This window comes from Ruegeria sp. C11 (assembly GCF_056537725.1).
In genome coordinates, this window is sequence record NZ_JBQFSB010000004.1 from 338,715 (window position 1) to 353,477 (window position 14,763).

General features: G+C 54.7%; 18 protein-coding genes. 8 read left to right on the plus strand and 10 right to left on the minus strand.

Annotation, left to right across the window (positions count from 1 at the left end):
- Window positions 1–38: 38 nt before the first annotated feature.
- Window positions 39–464, plus strand: a complete 426-nt coding sequence (locus ACR0NA_RS10350; protein ID WP_480728615.1) for a PACE efflux transporter — start codon at window positions 39–41, stop codon at window positions 462–464.
- Between the two features lie 177 nt (window positions 465–641).
- On the opposite strand, the gene ACR0NA_RS10355 is transcribed toward ACR0NA_RS10350, so the two are convergent.
- Window positions 642–1,091, minus strand: coding sequence for a MarR family winged helix-turn-helix transcriptional regulator (locus ACR0NA_RS10355; protein ID WP_480728616.1), 450 nt, complete (start codon window positions 1,089–1,091; stop codon window positions 642–644).
- A gap of 103 nt (window positions 1,092–1,194) precedes the next feature.
- Here ACR0NA_RS10355 and ACR0NA_RS10360 point away from each other — a divergent pair, with 103 nt between their 5' ends.
- Both ACR0NA_RS10360 and ACR0NA_RS10365 read left to right on the plus strand, forming a co-directional pair.
- On the plus strand, window positions 1,195–1,563 hold the full coding sequence (locus ACR0NA_RS10360; protein WP_480728618.1) for an antibiotic biosynthesis monooxygenase family protein: 369 nt from the start codon (window positions 1,195–1,197) through the stop codon (window positions 1,561–1,563).
- A 37-nt stretch (window positions 1,564–1,600) separates the two neighbouring features.
- Window positions 1,601–2,044, plus strand: coding sequence for a hypothetical protein (locus ACR0NA_RS10365; RefSeq protein ID WP_480728620.1), 444 nt, complete (start codon window positions 1,601–1,603; stop codon window positions 2,042–2,044).
- Window positions 2,045–2,410: 366 nt separating this feature from the next.
- Here the strand turns inward: ACR0NA_RS10365 and ACR0NA_RS10370 are convergent, their stop codons facing one another.
- Entirely contained in the window at window positions 2,411–2,818 is a 408-nt protein-coding gene (locus ACR0NA_RS10370) for a MerR family transcriptional regulator (RefSeq protein ID WP_480728622.1), read from the minus strand.
- A gap of 66 nt (window positions 2,819–2,884) precedes the next feature.
- Between ACR0NA_RS10370 and ACR0NA_RS10375 the strand changes: the two genes are divergently transcribed.
- A complete protein-coding gene (locus ACR0NA_RS10375; protein ID WP_480728624.1) occupies window positions 2,885–3,529 on the plus strand; it encodes a cation efflux transmembrane domain-containing protein in 645 nt (214 codons plus the stop codon).
- Window positions 3,530–3,741: 212 nt separating this feature from the next.
- On the opposite strand, the gene ACR0NA_RS10380 is transcribed toward ACR0NA_RS10375, so the two are convergent.
- The gene (locus ACR0NA_RS10380; protein ID WP_480728626.1) at window positions 3,742–5,040 is read right to left on the minus strand and encodes a serine hydrolase domain-containing protein; all 1,299 of its coding nucleotides are present in this window, start codon (window positions 5,038–5,040) and stop codon (window positions 3,742–3,744) included.
- A 170-nt stretch (window positions 5,041–5,210) separates the two neighbouring features.
- A complete protein-coding gene (locus tag ACR0NA_RS10385) occupies window positions 5,211–6,110 on the minus strand; it encodes a LysR family transcriptional regulator (protein ID WP_480728628.1) in 900 nt (299 codons plus the stop codon).
- A gap of 156 nt (window positions 6,111–6,266) precedes the next feature.
- Between ACR0NA_RS10385 and ACR0NA_RS10390 the strand changes: the two genes are divergently transcribed.
- Window positions 6,267–7,841: an arylsulfatase gene (locus ACR0NA_RS10390; RefSeq protein WP_480728630.1), complete on the plus strand. Its 1,575-nt coding sequence runs from the start codon at window positions 6,267–6,269 to the stop codon at window positions 7,839–7,841.
- A gap of 150 nt (window positions 7,842–7,991) precedes the next feature.
- On the opposite strand, the gene ACR0NA_RS10395 is transcribed toward ACR0NA_RS10390, so the two are convergent.
- The 6 genes from ACR0NA_RS10395 to ACR0NA_RS10420 form a co-directional block, all read right to left on the minus strand.
- Window positions 7,992–8,717, minus strand: coding sequence for a hypothetical protein (locus ACR0NA_RS10395; protein WP_480728632.1), 726 nt, complete (start codon window positions 8,715–8,717; stop codon window positions 7,992–7,994).
- A gap of 31 nt (window positions 8,718–8,748) precedes the next feature.
- Window positions 8,749–9,276, minus strand: a complete 528-nt coding sequence (locus ACR0NA_RS10400) for a helix-turn-helix domain-containing protein (protein ID WP_480728634.1) — start codon at window positions 9,274–9,276, stop codon at window positions 8,749–8,751.
- Window positions 9,269–9,610 (minus strand): hypothetical protein, encoded by a 342-nt coding sequence (locus ACR0NA_RS10405; RefSeq protein WP_480728636.1) that lies wholly within the window; start codon window positions 9,608–9,610, stop codon window positions 9,269–9,271. The genes ACR0NA_RS10400 and ACR0NA_RS10405 overlap by 8 nt, the downstream gene beginning before the upstream one ends.
- A 183-nt stretch (window positions 9,611–9,793) precedes the next feature.
- Window positions 9,794–10,003, minus strand: coding sequence for a MerR family transcriptional regulator (locus tag ACR0NA_RS10410; protein ID WP_480728638.1), 210 nt, complete (start codon window positions 10,001–10,003; stop codon window positions 9,794–9,796).
- Between the two features lie 212 nt (window positions 10,004–10,215).
- Window positions 10,216–11,079: a hypothetical protein gene (locus ACR0NA_RS10415; RefSeq protein WP_480728640.1), complete on the minus strand. Its 864-nt coding sequence runs from the start codon at window positions 11,077–11,079 to the stop codon at window positions 10,216–10,218.
- Window positions 11,080–11,155: 76 nt separating this feature from the next.
- Complete coding sequence (locus ACR0NA_RS10420; RefSeq protein WP_480728642.1) at window positions 11,156–12,115, minus strand: tyrosine-type recombinase/integrase; 960 nt, start codon at window positions 12,113–12,115, stop codon at window positions 11,156–11,158.
- 603 nt (window positions 12,116–12,718) lie between these two features.
- Here ACR0NA_RS10420 and ACR0NA_RS10425 point away from each other — a divergent pair.
- The 3 genes from ACR0NA_RS10425 to ACR0NA_RS10435 all read left to right on the plus strand — a co-directional run bounded on the left by ACR0NA_RS10425 (window position 12,719) and on the right by ACR0NA_RS10435 (window position 14,723).
- Window positions 12,719–12,979 carry a hypothetical protein gene (locus ACR0NA_RS10425; RefSeq protein WP_480728645.1) on the plus strand — a complete coding sequence of 87 codons (261 nt, stop codon included), beginning with the start codon at window positions 12,719–12,721 and terminating at the stop codon, window positions 12,977–12,979.
- Window positions 12,980–13,005: 26 nt separating this feature from the next.
- Entirely contained in the window at window positions 13,006–14,292 is a 1,287-nt protein-coding gene (locus ACR0NA_RS10430) for a tyrosine-type recombinase/integrase (protein ID WP_480728647.1), read from the plus strand.
- Window positions 14,293–14,507: 215 nt separating this feature from the next.
- Window positions 14,508–14,723 carry a helix-turn-helix transcriptional regulator gene (locus ACR0NA_RS10435; RefSeq protein WP_480728648.1) on the plus strand — a complete coding sequence of 72 codons (216 nt, stop codon included), beginning with the start codon at window positions 14,508–14,510 and terminating at the stop codon, window positions 14,721–14,723.
- The last annotated feature ends 40 nt before the right edge of the window (window positions 14,724–14,763 follow it).

Sequence of the window (14,763 nt, forward strand, 5' to 3'; positions counted from 1 at the left end):
TAAATGTCCCGCGACGACTTGAATTCGGGAGAATACCCATGAGCTTTGCTGGGCGGATAGTGCACGCCGCACTGTATGAGATTTTCGCACTTTTGAGCATCGCCCTCTTGTTGCCGCTGATCTCGGATTCCGATGTGCAGAAATCGCTGATCATGGGGGTCTTCCTTTCCTTGGCGGCGCTGGTGTGGAACGTAGTCTTCAACATCTCATTTGATTGGTATTTGGTAAGCATCCGAAAAAACGCGCATAAATCTGCGGCGGTCAGGGTGGCGTATGCCCTGCTATTCGAAGGCAGCTTTGTCGTCCTGACCCTGCCTGTTCTCGCCTGGGCTATGGGCCTGACTTTGTGGGGTGCGATGAAATTGGAGGCGGTGCTGATTATCTTCATCACAGTCTATACGTTTGTGTTCAATATCGTCTTCGATTGGTCTCGTTTGAAACTCGCTAATCAGACAGTGTTGTGACAGGCACGCGTGAAAGTCCGCCTTCGGTCAACAGCTTAGTACGCACCGCCAGCTTTGGTTGCTACACGCCGCTTACGCGAGTTGCGGAGAATGCCAGTAGTGAGCCCGGACTGACCGACAGTGCAATCTGTATGAGCGTCAGCTTTGGTTTGGGCTCTGAACCTCTTGCATTAACGCTTATTCGAGACGTGCCTTGAGACGGCCAACAACATTTTGCGCTGTCGCAATATCATCTGGCGACAGACCTTCCGAGAGTTCATTCACCCATGGGATTTGCTTCGCAATCGCGGCTTCGTACAACTCCTGCCCCTTTCGAGTCATGACAACCAAGTGCGCCCGCTTGTGGTGTGGGTTCGGCTGAAACTCCACCATGCCTTCTTTGCTCAATTCATTGATGATCCGTTGTACGCCCTGCCGGTGAACGCCCATCGTCCGTGCATGCCAGGCAACGGATTCCGGTCGATCAGAATAGGCGATGGCACCAAGAATCTGCCATCGGGCACTTGTTAGACCGAGCTCTGATACGAGGCGATCACCAGCAAGCTGCAATCGACCATTCAGCCGAAACACATCCAGTATCAAGGCTGTCACGGCTTCTCCTTCTTCGGTCCTTCGCGCATCCGGCATGTCGATTCCTCATTTTATTTGACAACGTGTTGTCATTGTGTTTGATGCTTCCTAAATATGACAACATGACACCAAAATGAAGCTACTTTTAAGGAGCACCGAAATGGTAAGTTTCAAACCCCTCGACCCGGAGTTTCCCATCGAACGGCAATTGGGCATCGATGCTGGACCCGCCGTTCTTGTCAATCTCTTCACAGTCGATCCCGTTGACCAAGTCGCCTTGGTAGAAGCCTGGAAGTGCGATGCCCAATGGATGAAAAAGCAGCCGGGTTACATCAGCACCCAGCTGCATAAGGCTATTGGTGACGGTAGCATGTACCTGAACTACGCGGTCTGGGAGTCTGTTGCGGACTTCCGCGCCGCGTTTTCCAACCCCGAGTTTCAGCAGCAGCTCAGCCACTATCCCTCAAGCGCTGTGACCGCACCCCACCTGTTCGAGAAGGTTGCGGTGCCGAATTGCTGCACGGCCTGACGAAATCCTTTCCAAAAGCCAATTTGAGTGAACCGCTATGAAAACAAAGATTCACGCCATCGCGGGGGGCATCGGCTTTGTGATGATCCTCCTCTTCTGGACGTCAACGGCCACCAGCGAACTCTTTGCGAGCCATGAAACAGTCGCAACAGTCAAGGCATTGATCCTAAAAGGCATGTTCATCCTCATCCCGGCAATGGGGATTGCTGGCGGATCGGGCATGGCAATGGGTCGGAAACGCAAGGACGCGCTTACGAAAGCCAAGAAAAACCGAATGCCCGTCATCGCGCTGAACGGCTTGTTGATCCTCGTACCGGCCGCTTGGTTTCTGGCTGGCAAAGCCGCTGCTGGCGAATTCGACAGCACATTTTACACGGTACAGGTGATTGAACTAATCGCCGGGGCGGCCAACCTCATGATGATGGGACTGAACATTCGTGATGGCTTGCGAATGACCGGAAAAATTCGGAGGCGTCGCTGAAGATATGGTTCCATCCCAAGCATGGCCAATTTGCCAGCCTTCGAGCAAACGCAGCGGGTTTGTGTTAGGTCCCGCAATCGGCAGTTGCTTCGCTTGGAACTCAAGTCCGCTTAGGGCTGTCTGCGGTCCTCCGGTGAAAGCGGGCCAATGGCGGCAAAGTCCGCATTGCCGACGTTGGAAGACCTAATGAGCGAGCAGACAATTTGGATTACCGCTTTGAGCCCTGAGCTGCCGTCGATCACACTTCAGTCTTTTGCAACTGCGACACGTCGAGAGTCGCGTATTCCGGACGTTTGGAACCCAGTGACAATTGGCAGGTGAGCGGACAAGGCTTCCGGTAGAAAAAGACTAGCGTCTGGATTCGACTCAGTCTGATGACATTGCATCTAGGATGCGGCACTTCGAGATAGTCCCTCCGCCACTACAGGTTTCCGAGATTTGCCGTAATTCCGCAGCCAGTGCCTGAAGGTTCGTGATCTTGCGCTCTACTTCGGCCAGATGCTTTGCCGTGATGGCATCGACTTCCCCGCAGGGACGCGCAACGTCCGATGCCAAGTCCAGAAGTTCGCGAATTTGGTCGAGCGAGAAACCGAGATCTCGACAACGGCGTATGAATCTGAGGCGATTTAGTGCTGCCGTATTGTAAGACCGATAATTACCAGGGCTGCGGTCAGGTGCCGGAAACAACCCGATCTTCTCGTAGTAGCGGATCGTGACCACCTTTGTTCCGGTCACGCGTGAGAGGTCCCCAATCTTCAAATTCTCTCGGTCCATCTATTGACCCTATAGTTGCTATAGACTGTATGTATCGCAAAAAGGCGACCGAAGACGAGACCTGCGATGCCCTGCTGTTCCAACGATACTCGCTCCTCGAACGTGGTCGCGACTGACCGCTACCGCGCCGTCCTCTGGATTGTACTCGCGATAAACGCCGCAATGTTCGCGGTTGAAATCACCGCCGGTCTTGCCGCGGGTTCGGCGGCCCTGCAGGCTGACGCGCTCGATTTCTTCGCCGATGCAGCGAATTACTGCATTAGTTTATTCGTTCTGGGTAGGAGCTTAAGGTGGCGTGCTTGCGCTGCTCTTCTCAAGGGCGGTTCTATGGGGATTTTTGGGATTTGGGTCATCGGAAGCGTTTTCTGGCATGCCTTAAACGGTACCGTTCCTGGTTGGCATACTATGGGCGTGGTAGGTATTGCGGCCCTAGCGTCCAATGGGCTCTGCCTTGCGCTCCTTTATGCCTGGCGCGACGGCGACGCGAACATACGCTCCGTCTGGATCTGCTCCCGTAATGACGTCATCGCAAACCTTGCGGTGCTTGCTGCAGCTCTTGGTGTCTTCGGTACCGGAACCGGCTGGCCCGATCTCATCGTAGCTACCGTCATGGCCGTCCTGGCGCTTCAGGGGGCGACCACGATCATTCGGCACGCCCTTTCGGAACTGCTTGAGGATACCCAGGTTGAGCCAGTTCCGCACATTCGCTGAACCTAACGTTCTAATCTACTAGGTCTCAAGCCAATATCCTGAAAGGGCTAAGTGCCTTCGTACTCTGCGGGATGCATCGCGTAGTGCTATGAGCCCTTACCGGTCACTTAGGGAGTGCGCGGATGCTGCATGCGCATCGGGCAGCTCAAGCCCAGAGCGGACGTTAGAAGTGCCTTTTTTGCCTTCAAATGGGGAATGGCCGGGTTTCCCTACTACTCCTTAAATGAGCGTGAGATCGCGTCCATAGCAACCCAGCCCAACGCGATATTCTCCTTGTCTGCACTCACTGGAAGCGATGAGAACTTAACGATTGCCGTCCGGGTTGTGGGGTTAATCCAAATGTGCTGACCGTTGACTCCGACGGCGAAGAAGGAACCGTGGTCGTCCTTGGTCACATACCACTGATTTCGGTAGAAGCCGTCGGGCCAAGTCTTAGAGTAGCTTGTCGGCTGCCATGCCGCGTTGTCCCCGTTAAAGCGGATATCGTCGATCCACCCAGACGGTATGATCTGTCGATCATTGTAGAAACCATCGTCCAGGACCATTTGCGAGAACCTGGCAAGGTCGCGCAAAGTCAGAACGAATCCGCCGTTTGCGGCGGCGGCGCCCTTGTAGTCGACCGTGATTTGGCCATCGTGGTCGGCTCCGAGCTGCGACCAGATCGCGGCGCTCATGTAGTCTGCAAACCGCTGTCCCGAAGCTCTTTCGATTAACCAGCCAAGAACGTCAGTGTTGATCGATGCATATTGAAACTGCTGACCGTGCGGTCGCGACGTGTCTTTTTCAATTGTAGTGGCAAAGGCATAGACCCCTTCCTCGGCCATGGGTGCATTTTCACCGCGCCAAGCTGTTGAGGCCTCGTGTGCGACAACCTCTGCTTCAGGGTCGGCGTAGTCTTCGCTGAAGACTATAGAGGTCGTCATATCAAGAACTTGCCGAACAGTCGCATCACCAAAACCCGGTGCGCCATCCATCTCCGGGATATAGTCCGTGACCATCGCCGTCGGGTTCAGTCGTCCGTCATTCACGAGTATACCAGCCAGAGTGCCTGTAACGGACTTCGAAACGGACATCAGAAGGTGCCTCGTGTCCGGAGTCATTCCATTGAAGTACTTTTCAAAGACGATATCGCCGTTGTGCAGGACGATGAAGCCATCGGTATACGTCCGGACCAGCATGTCCGCGACTGTCATCGGTTGACCGTCTAAGCCGTCAAACTGAAGCCTTGAGAGGTCTTGGGGCGCGAGATTGAGAGGCGCGGCCGGGCCTGAACCACGGCTGATATTTGCAACGTGAAGGAACTCGCTGATATGCTGAAACGCCCAACGATTGTCCGGGCCTTTGTCCCAAGTAGAAATATCGATGGTACGTGTTGGAGGATTCCCTTGCATGATCCCCATCTCGGCCGCGGTCATCGGCCGTCCTTCGACAAAGTTTTCTTGCGCAAACGCCGCACTGGCAAATGCTAAGGCGCAGAAATAGCATAGTGTTTTCATTGTTCCCTCCCCCATTTTCTTCGAATTTATACCGAGAACCCAAAACCACCAAATTGTGCGAATGTGACGGTCTGCTTTGCGCAACTAAGCGGAACTTCGGCAAATCTAACGGGCCTAAGAAAACGACCTACATATTGGTCAGAAAATGTTTCAGTTACAGGCCTCCCTGTGCCTCCCGCCACCGATCACGCCCGATACTTGGCAAGTTCATTCCAAACCAATTCAACCCCGGCAGACGTGTTCTGTGACTTGCGCGCTGCGCAAATGTTCCATGTAAGGTTCTGTTTCATCGACACGGGTTTTGCGGTCTTTGCACGGATCAGCTCTGCGAATGTGTCCGGCATCCCTCCAACGATAAATTCAGGCTCTGCCAGCAGTCCAGTCAGGAGGTTGTAGTCGTCGCATTCGATATGCGGCTGCGCATTGACCTTTTCGACGGCCTCGGCACCGCCACCAAGTGCTGTTGTCAAAGCGGCTTTCCAATGTTTGTGGAGATGGGGTGATGCAAAAGGAAAATCGAAAATGCCTGCCATATTTTGCGGGCCGCGCTGGTGAATCTCATGATCTCGATGAGCAACGAACTGGATGGGTTGTTTCTCCATCACCATGATCTCGACATCTTCGGCTTCAGGTGTGTAGGTCAGATCACCGAGGAACACGTCGAATTCCCCTGCCTGCAATAAATCGAGCGGGCGCGCGTAGGCACTCACCAGAATTCGGAAGCGCAGGTCAGGCATTGTTCTTCGGACGGCCCGTAAGACGGGCAGGATCAAGGTCCTCGTGGTGAGCGGCCCGCAACCGATCAGCAAAGTGCCCGGCCCGGTTTCGCGCAATCCAGAAACACGGGTCGCATAGCGGTACAGGTCTTCACGCAGTGCCTGGGCGATTGGCAAAAACTCCTGCCCCGCGCGTGTCAACGTGCTGTTATTTCGGCTGCGATGGAACAAAACAAGTCCCGTGTGGTCCTCAGCCTGCCCGACATAGCGGGACAACGACGCGTTGGAGACACCCATCGCACGAGCGGCGTATTGGAAACTGCCGGTTTCAGCCAATGCGAGAAAGGCGGTCAAAGCGTTTTCGTTCATCATACGGTCTAATTGTTTCAGGTTTTGTGTTTTAGTTTTCACAATATGAAATCATGGTAAAGCTCTGTTGCGACAAGAAACTCTCAATCGCTATCCCTGATGGACCCTTCGGTATTTCCACCATCGATATCGTCTTACACGTCCACAGAGGTAACCATGTTCATTCTTCGATCTATTGCGGTTTCCGCCACGCTGGCCGCGGCGACGGTCTCTGCCATGCCGGTTTTGGCCGAAACCGACCAGCCCAATATCCTTGTCATCATGGCCGACGATGTCGGATGGGCCAGCCTTGGCAGCTATCATCAGGGTGTGAAAAGCATCAAAACACCCAACCTTGATCAGCTGGCCGCCGATGGTATGCGTCTGACGGATTACTATGCTCAACCAAGCTGTACCGCCGGGCGGTCGGCCTTTATCACAGGGCAATTGCCGGTTCGTACGGGGATGCACACGGTCGGCCTGCCCGGAGATCCCGAAAAGGGTCTGAGCGAGGATGATCCCACCTTGGCCAATATGCTGAAATCTCTAGGCTACACCACCGGTCAATTCGGCAAGAACCATCTGGGGGATATGAACAAATTCCTGCCGACGGTGAAGGGTTTTGATGAATATTGGGGTTGGCTCTATCATCTGAACGCGATGGAGTACACATCCGACCCGGACTGGCCGAAAGATCAGAAATTCAACGACACATTTGGCCCTCGGAACATCATTCACGCGTACGCCACGGATACAGTCGATGAAACTGTGGACCCACGCTGGGGTCTGGTTGGCAAGCAACGCATCATTGACGATGGTCCGGCTCCGCCCGAGCGGCAAAAGACGCTGGACAACGAGGTGACAGCCCACACGCTGGACTTCATCAACCGCGCAGTCGACAGCGATACGCCGTTCTTTGTATGGATGGCACCGGCACGCGCGCATGTCTGGACCCATCTGAGCCCCGAATACGAGGCCATGCTGGGCGACGGGCGCGGCTTGCAGGATGTCGTGATGAAAGAGCTGGACGACAATGTGGGTAAAGTCATGGCGCGGCTGGACGAACTGGGCATCTCGGACAACACGATTGTTGTCTTTACGTCCGATAATGGCCCCGAAACCATGACCTGGCCCGATGGTGGAACAACCCCGTTCCATGGCGAAAAGGGCACGACATGGGAAGGCGGCTTCCGCGTCCCTGCCATCATTCGCTGGCCCGGCAAAGTCCCCGCCGGAACCGTGAGCAACGGTATTTTTGCGGGTCTTGACTGGATGCCCACCCTTGTTGCCGCTGCTGGTGGGCCTGACGATCTGACCGGATCATTGCTGGAGGGCTACGAAGGCTATCAGGTGCATCTGGATGGGTACAATCAACTGTCGTTCCTGACTGGTGAGAGCGAGAGCAACCGGGACGAGATCATATACTACGAAGGCCCGGACTTGCAGGCAGTACGCCACGGAGACTGGAAAGCGCATTTCACGATCCAAACCGAAGGGTGGGCTGGCCCCAAAGAGGAACTGAACGCGCCCCTGCTGTTCAACCTGCGTCGCGATCCTTATGAAAAAGCGGCCGAGGAATCGGGGATGTATACCCGCTGGATGGGCAACAAGATGTGGGCATTTGGGCCAGCGGCCAAAATCGTTCAAAACCACCTGTCTACGTTCAAGGACTATCCTCCACGGGGTTCGGATGTCACCAACCAAGGTCATGTTGAAGAACAAATCTCGACCGAAGGCGGGATGTCACAGTAGAAATCCATTTACGGGAGGCACCAACCCTTGCCTCCCGATCCTTACAAGAACTTGTGGGAAACACCTGCTGACGAAGGTCCGCTTATGCACCAAGATTGTCATTCGGACCCAGCGCAGCATCGGTCAAAGGGGCTCGAAGCGGTCATCCGGCTAGTTTGGTCGAATGACTGTTTGTGTCGGTGACCAGTCCGTGACCAATCCATGGATCAGTTTTCGCAGTTCCTTGTCGGCTCGGATCAGTTCGCTGATGGTTTTGCGAAACTGTTCAGCATTTCGCGATCTTTCACCGTGCTTCCATGACGGATGGCTTGGCCCAGCGGCGTGTCCACCGCGCGCGCCGTGAACGCGGCACACAGTCCAACCTCTGACCGATGGAGCACGACAACGCTGGCCTGTGGACTTTGCCGTTGCTGTGCATCTGGGCGCATCATTGAGTCTTTTTACGTGGTTCAGGCGCCGTGCCATCATCATTGTGGCCTGATGGATCGCACCCATTTGAATGGCCAGCATGGCTTCGATCTCGCCCTTTGGCCGAACCCCGGCAACGACAGACATTACGAAGTTTGATGCCGTCTCGGAGACAGAGCTATCCTGTTGCCCGAGTACGGCTACTTGGTCCATGACACCTTCGAAGAACCGGTAATCTACGGTGCCGAGCTCATGCATCGCCAAGGCACAGGCTGCGTTCGGGTTTTTCCCTTTGTGCCCGACGGTGAGCCGTCGCGTTTCTTCTTCGAAGTCCAACTTGATTTCCGGTGCCCGAACGCGTGATCTCTTCCGTTCCTTCAAATCAGCAATCGCATTGGTCTCTGCCTCGGTAAGCTCGGAGCTCTTTGTTTGAAGACCGTTGCCGGTGTCTTTGCGTGTCTTGCTCATGTCAGCCTCGCGTAACAGGGAGTGGTTAGTATTAGTGTTCCGTTTCAGAACCGAAGGACCGGCGAGAAATCGGTCTGACGGGTTCTGATTTGGAACCATGGGAGGTCTTTGGGTTCTCAAACGGAACCACAGAGGATGCTGACGGGTCCGTCTCAGAACCGTGTTCTGTTATTTCGGGCTGCCAGAACCGCCAATCATTGGTGGCTACTTGCTTGCCGGACCGGGTCTGCGTCGCCTTGGTCGTCAACCGCCACTCATGAGCCTGGCGATGATACCAGTCACCTTCCTGCTCGAGTACTAGGAAGCCCTTGTCCTGCAGGTCTTCGAAAGCGCGCTGAACAGTGGCTTTTCCCAATCCCAAGATCTCCGCTGCCTCGTTCATCGACAGAAACATCTTGCCGTTATTGCCGCCGTTGTAGCGCGTGTGAAGCTCAAGCCAGAGCTTCACTGCCGGACCGGACAACGCTCGCCACGCCGGAGATTTGATCATGACATAGCGCAGAGGAACATATTGGCCCTCATCTGACCGTTTGCCGTTGGGAGATCGGCGTCTACTCATCGCGACACCTCCGTTTGAAGTGCTTGAGCAAAGCATTCAGTTCGGGAATGTCACAGCCGATATGCGCCCGGACGAGCCGGTTTAGGCCGGATTTGGACACACAGTACCCGAGTGTGTCCCAGGCGGCTCCCCCAGCCGGAAATTGGGGTCTCTGACGCTGAAACAGCCATTGGATACCGTCCCGGCACACGGCGGCGCGGTAGATACCATGGCGAAAGAGCTCGCCCTGGTAGTTCTCAGCGGTTACCCGATGATCGGTCCGGAAAAGGGGGGCGTCATCCAGCCCGCTTTCATAGCTTTGATTGCGCGATTTGGAAAAGGACATATCAGCCATGCTCGATCCGTCCTTTCCGTGTGATCACCCGTTCAACCGAGTGGCTCAGAGGCGACCAATAGTACCGGCGCTCGTTTTGTCTTGTCGGCGCGGGGCAGCCTGTGGCATCAACTGGACTTGCTGGGGTGGCAGTTGATGTCACTGGAAAAGCCCCATCTCCGCGCTTGGAGTTGGGGTTTTTCATTATGCAGCCTCGTTGTTGGGATCGGTGCGCCGTGCCGCCAGCCAGGCGTTCAGATCGGCGCCGTGATAGGCGGTCCGCCGACCGATGCGGATAAAAGCCGGACCACACATGCGGTGGCGCCATTGAGCCAGCTTCTCGCGGTTTCCCAGCAATTTCATCTCAGGGTCTTCTGGGAAATAGACCCGGTCGTCATTGAAGACGTTTGCCATCGTTGAAATCCTCTTGGATCAGTTGCGATGGCTCAAGGTTGTGCAATTCTACCCGTTTGAATACTGACCTAAGTTAGGAAAACGGGAGGTCGACTTGTAAATCAGTTGATGCGGCTTCGTCGTCCATCTGGCACCAGAAACTACAAAACCTTCGCTTTAATGTTTAAATTCAATACCTTAAAAACATACCCCAAGTAAACTCAACCTGCATCCTAAAATGGGACATCGTCATCTGAACCCCCATATGGATTTGTCGATCTGACGTTGGCAGACACTTTCTTGAAGTTCTGGATTTCTGATGAGTCTTCTTCGTCGTCGCTAGGAACTTCCAAATTTGTTGGATTTGCCCCGCCGGTAATTTGCCAATTTGCGATTTTGGCAACTTCTTCCGCAACAGTTTGAGAGACGACGCCATCTTCATTACCCAACCCGAAGCGGACACCGTTGCTCACAATCCATTCCGCCAGTGAACCCTTAACGCTATTGTTTTTAACTGGTTTGGTGGTGGCTTCCCATGCAGCTATCGCCGTTGCAAGTTTTGCGGAGTAGCGAGAGTGTTGGCGATCACGGAACCCGTCTGGCATTCCCTCTGGAAAGAAAAAAGATGGAGCAACGCCTCGCGCCTTGAACCATCGTTTTAGCTCATCAACCTCAATGGTTGTGTTGGACCAATCAGGCTCCTTCAATATGTAAAGCACCCTGTCCGCAGATTTCATTGACACGTCATGGATACTGTCGGCGTTACTAAAGAGGGTTGGCACACCTCGAGATAGCGCAAACCCGTAATTTCTAGTTTCCTCATCCTTGTCTTCTGGAACTTGAAATTGGTCGCCAGCATAATATTGATAGTCTGGCACCCGAGCCCGGCTGTTTATCTTGGCGCGCATCTTGTTCGAGAGTATTGCGTTCCTAATGGCTTTGAAGACTGCTCTGAACTGCGACGGGTCGATAACGAGATTTCCATCGTCTGCTACCATTCGGTCCAACTGATCATCGGACCAATTAGCGACTTGAAATATTCGACTATCTCCCGGGACTTCCAGACTCTCTAATTTAAAATGGCCGGGATCACTCATCAGAGTTAAGAAGGATGCGTCAATAACAGATAGTTCGTCGGCCAGTTTCCAGTAATCAAGGCCGGAAAACGTGTTCTTATATGCCTTTACCTAAATCACTTTCCATTGAAATTGGCGTCACAACATAAGAACACCAATGATTTGCCAGGTCTCGCCGCCGTTCCAACATATCCGACCGGGCGTACGCCCGCACCACATCGGACCCAACCTGATGGGCCAGTGCCGCCTCCGCCAGTTCACGCGGTGCGTTTGCGGCCTCCGCCGCCCAATCCCGAAACGAGCTGCGGAAACCATGCACGGTGACGCCATCCTGCCGCATCCGGCGCAAGAGCATCAGCATGGACATGTTCGACAGGGGCTGATGCCGCTTTTGCCCCTCGAACACATAATCAGAGGCCAGTGCACGCAGCGGCTCCAGAATGGCCAGCATTTCGTCGGTGAGAGGGACGCGATGGACCTGCCCGCCTTTCATACGCTCCGCTGGTATGGTCCACAGGCGCGCATCGACGTCGACTTCGGGCCATTTCATCTCCAACACCTCAGATGTCCGGCAAGCGGTCAGAATGGTGAACTGCAACGCCTTGGCGGCCATGGCTGAGCGGGTCTGCAACTCGGCATAAAACGCGGGCACCTCCTGCCACGGCATCGCGTCATGGTGCTGCACCTTGGCTTTGACGGTAGGCAGCACCTTACCTTCGCGGATCGCGGTCACCGGGTTCTCGCCAGATCGAAAACCCTTGGACTTTGCCACGTCGAGCACCGTCTTGATCCGCTGCGACAGTCGCTTTGCGGTTTCGTGTTTCTCGGTCCAGATGGGAGAAACGCACATCAGAACTTCGGGCTGATCAATGCTGTCGACTGGCATGCGTCCGATCTTGGGGAACGCATAGTCGCGCAAGGTGTTGAGCCATTGCTGGCCGTGCTTGGCATTCTTCCATGTGGGCAGGCGGTCGATGTGGACCTGACGGCTGAGTTCTTCGAAGGTCGGGATTTCGCGTTGGGCATTGAAGCGCGGGTTCAAACCGGCCTTCGCCATTCGCCTGTATTCGAGCGCTCTTTCTCGGGCATGGTTCAGAGTGACGACATCAGCGCCGCCCAAACCGAAGTCTGTTCTCAGCGGCGCGCCCTTGCGGTTCTTCTGTCCTTTGACCGTTACGCGTACGATTCAACGCCGTGCGCCCGACGGATCGACAACAAGGTACAGGCCAGAGCCGTCGCCATGGCGACCCGGACCGAGGTTCTCTACCAGCTTCTTTGTCAGCTTTCCGCTGAGCGCAGCCATGAAAATACCCCAAAAAATACCACTCAACGAAAGTGTACTTGTGTGATCAAATAAAATCCAATGAAACCCACAAACGCGACAACAACCATAAAACGCAAAGGTTTAAACGGCCTAGTGTTGTTCAGCAAAATTCAGGGAAATCACCAAGTGGCGGACCGAGGAGCCGCCATCGTATGTCCGAGCGCGTCCGAGAGCATCCAATCTACAATATATTTTTCAATTATTTATAAGCTACACGCCTTTCTACGTCCGAGCACGTCCGAGGATTTCCGTTGACTGCCCCTAAAATTTAGGGGCACACAAGGGGCGCGAAATAGGGGCCGCAGTCAATGCCCCGGATTAGTAGAAAGAAAAGACATGCAAACTATCGAACACGCAGGCATCAACACTCACCCGGCAATGGCAGGTATGACGGACAAGCGGCTTTCAAACGCACTCGTCAACATGCACGGCTTGCCAGACCAACACTATTTCGCGTGCCCGCAGCCATGGCGCGACCTTGCGGCATCGCTGCATACGTTGATTGAGGATGAACGGATGGGCACAGAGCAAACCGCGCAGACGGTAGGTGTGCCTGCCAGTGTCGTCGCGGATTACCGAGCAGCAGTTAGCATTTAAAGGGGAGTGTAGACATGGCGCGGGGTATGCACAGACTCACAGTTAAGCAGGTTGAAAACGCCGCGCCCGGCACCGCCCTCAATGATGGGGGCGGTTTGTCTTTGCGCTGTACAGCCAACGGGACAAAACGCTGGGTGTTTCGCTTCACCCTCAAGGGACAGAAACAGCGGGAAATGGGTTTGGGTGGTTTCCCGGGCACCACGCTCGCGCAGGCACGTCAGAAGGCCACTGCCGCCCGCGATATGTTGGCAAGTGGTATTGACCCAATTGCCGAAGCTGTAAGAGAAGCCGAGGCATTGCGTGTCGCTGCAAAAGAAGCCGAAGCCGCAACGGTTACTTTCTCCGATTACGTTGAGGTTTTTTTGCCGTGGAAAACAAAGGAATTTTCCAACCCCAAGCACGTTGCTCAATGGGGCATGTCGCTGCGCAAGTATGCGGAACCGCTGGCGAACAAACCTCTGGTCGAGACAACGCGGCAAGACATATGGGATGTGCTGACACAGCCCGTCGCTGTTAAGCAAGCGGACGGAACCGAAACGCACGAACCAATGTGGGACGCTCTACACGTTTCCGCTACACGTCTGCGGGCACGGCTTGAAGCCTTGTTCTATCATGCGATCCAAAATGGTGCTTACCATCAGGACAACCCTGCCCGCTGGGAACTATTCAACGCTACCCTGTCAGCGCCCCGGAAGCTGACCGGCGGGCATCGCCCATCAATGCCGCGGAAAGACGTGGCGTCCTTCGTTCATCGACTTCGAGCCAGCAAGTCCGTCAGCGCGCTTGCGTTAGAGTTCCTAATCCTCACTGCGTCGCGCTCTGGTGAAGTTCGCTTGGCGCTGTGGAATGAAATTGACGAAGCAAACGCACTTTGGTCCATTCCGGCGGAGCGCATGAAAGCGCGCAGAAACCACGTGGTGCCGCTTTGTCCTAGGGCTATTGAAATTCTTGTGGAAGTCAAAGCGCTGCGAAACGCGGAAGTTAAATCAGACGACTATGTATTTGAAGGGGCTAAGCCCGGCAGGCCAATGTCCGACATGACCATTCGCGCTGTGATGCGCCGAATGAACTTGGGTCAGTATGTCCCGCATGGCTTTCGCAGCGCATTCAAGGATTGGGCCGCTAATGACACGGAGTTCCCGCGTGAGTTGGCCGAAGAAGCCTTGGCGCACCAATTGAACGACGTGGAAAGAGCCTACCGGCGCGAACAAGCGGTTGAGCGTCGCCGCGCCCTAATGTTGGCTTGGCAAGACTTCGTGGACGGCAAAGACCACGACGAAACGCACGTCATTCCGTTTCGTGATCGTGCGTAGCTGAGTCGAATTGCTGAACTATTGTGGCTGCCCTTTAGTGGGGCCGCCTTCGCCCAGCCCGAAGATTTGACTTGCTAGTCAACTGCGGCGACGAGTCCTGACAGGACAGTCAGAAAACCAATACTTTTCAGAGTTTTAGGTAAATTTCATCGTTGCGCACACAGGGTGCATTTGTGACTTTCCGACCATCACCGACAACAACCGAGGAAGTCCGAATGAACAATACTCCCGAAAAAGACGACCGCTTGCTTCGGCTTGGCGAAGTGGAACAGCGGACCGGACTGAAACGCTCGACTATCTACGAAAAGATGGCACGGCCCTTCGAACAAGGTGGCGGCTTTCCCCGGCCAATCAAGCTGGGCCGTATCTCTGCTTGGAGCGAAAGCGAAGTCCGGACATGGGTAAATCGCGTTATCGCGGACGCAGCCTAGCGGCCTCGAAAAGAAGAACCCCGCGCCACACAGATGCGCG

Coding starts and splice junctions, on each gene's coding strand:
- ACR0NA_RS10350 (WP_480728615.1), top strand. CDS start 39: ATGAGCTTTGCTGGGCGGATAGTGCACGCCGCACTGTATGAGATTTTC.
- ACR0NA_RS10355 (WP_480728616.1), bottom strand. CDS start 1,091: ATGCCGGATGCGCGAAGGACCGAAGAAGGAGAAGCCGTGACAGCCTTG.
- ACR0NA_RS10360 (WP_480728618.1), top strand. CDS start 1,195: ATGGTAAGTTTCAAACCCCTCGACCCGGAGTTTCCCATCGAACGGCAA.
- ACR0NA_RS10365 (WP_480728620.1), top strand. CDS start 1,601: ATGAAAACAAAGATTCACGCCATCGCGGGGGGCATCGGCTTTGTGATG.
- ACR0NA_RS10370 (WP_480728622.1), bottom strand. CDS start 2,818: ATGGACCGAGAGAATTTGAAGATTGGGGACCTCTCACGCGTGACCGGA.
- ACR0NA_RS10375 (WP_480728624.1), top strand. CDS start 2,885: ATGCCCTGCTGTTCCAACGATACTCGCTCCTCGAACGTGGTCGCGACT.
- ACR0NA_RS10380 (WP_480728626.1), bottom strand. CDS start 5,040: ATGGGGGAGGGAACAATGAAAACACTATGCTATTTCTGCGCCTTAGCA.
- ACR0NA_RS10385 (WP_480728628.1), bottom strand. CDS start 6,110: ATGAACGAAAACGCTTTGACCGCCTTTCTCGCATTGGCTGAAACCGGC.
- ACR0NA_RS10390 (WP_480728630.1), top strand. CDS start 6,267: ATGTTCATTCTTCGATCTATTGCGGTTTCCGCCACGCTGGCCGCGGCG.
- ACR0NA_RS10395 (WP_480728632.1), bottom strand. CDS start 8,717: ATGAGCAAGACACGCAAAGACACCGGCAACGGTCTTCAAACAAAGAGC.
- ACR0NA_RS10400 (WP_480728634.1), bottom strand. CDS start 9,276: ATGAGTAGACGCCGATCTCCCAACGGCAAACGGTCAGATGAGGGCCAA.
- ACR0NA_RS10405 (WP_480728636.1), bottom strand. CDS start 9,610: ATGGCTGATATGTCCTTTTCCAAATCGCGCAATCAAAGCTATGAAAGC.
- ACR0NA_RS10410 (WP_480728638.1), bottom strand. CDS start 10,003: ATGGCAAACGTCTTCAATGACGACCGGGTCTATTTCCCAGAAGACCCT.
- ACR0NA_RS10415 (WP_480728640.1), bottom strand. CDS start 11,079: ATGAGTGATCCCGGCCATTTTAAATTAGAGAGTCTGGAAGTCCCGGGA.
- ACR0NA_RS10420 (WP_480728642.1), bottom strand. CDS start 12,115: ATGGCGAAGGCCGGTTTGAACCCGCGCTTCAATGCCCAACGCGAAATC.
- ACR0NA_RS10425 (WP_480728645.1), top strand. CDS start 12,719: ATGCAAACTATCGAACACGCAGGCATCAACACTCACCCGGCAATGGCA.
- ACR0NA_RS10430 (WP_480728647.1), top strand. CDS start 13,006: ATGCACAGACTCACAGTTAAGCAGGTTGAAAACGCCGCGCCCGGCACC.
- ACR0NA_RS10435 (WP_480728648.1), top strand. CDS start 14,508: ATGAACAATACTCCCGAAAAAGACGACCGCTTGCTTCGGCTTGGCGAA.